Origin of the sequence: Klebsiella sp. HN106 (assembly GCF_051209435.1) — a bacterium.
Lineage (GTDB): Bacteria > Pseudomonadota > Gammaproteobacteria > Enterobacterales > Enterobacteriaceae > Klebsiella > Klebsiella oxytoca.
The window spans coordinates 1-298 of the sequence record NZ_JBLURD010000226.1 but is presented as its reverse complement, the minus strand read 5'-3'; the positions used below and the strand labels follow the sequence as shown (position 1 = coordinate 298).

The following is a 298-nucleotide window of genomic DNA, read 5'->3' as shown; positions in this document are numbered from 1 at the left end:
CGGAAAAAGATCTCCCGCGCAACCTCTGCCCGCTTATCAAAAGCAGCTACGGCTTCGGCAAAACCGATAAATGTCCCTACTTCTATTTCTCTGACCTGGTGGTTGGGGAAACCACCTGCGACGGCAAAAAGAAAATGTATGAGTACATGGCCGAGTTCAAGGCGGTCCACGTCATGCAGTTGCCGAACAGCGCCAGCGATGCCGCCTCGCGCGCACTGTGGAAAACGGAGATCCTGCGCCTGCAGCAGGTGATTGAGGCCCGGTTTGGCACGCCGATTAGCGAGGCGGCGCTGCGCGA

1 pseudogene is annotated in these 298 nt (G+C 57.7%); it reads left to right on the top strand.

The features are described 5' to 3' along the window. Positions 1 to 298 (top strand): annotated as a pseudogene (gene yjiM, locus ACSIPU_RS31025) (putative 2-hydroxyacyl-CoA dehydratase YjiM); the annotation flags it as partial.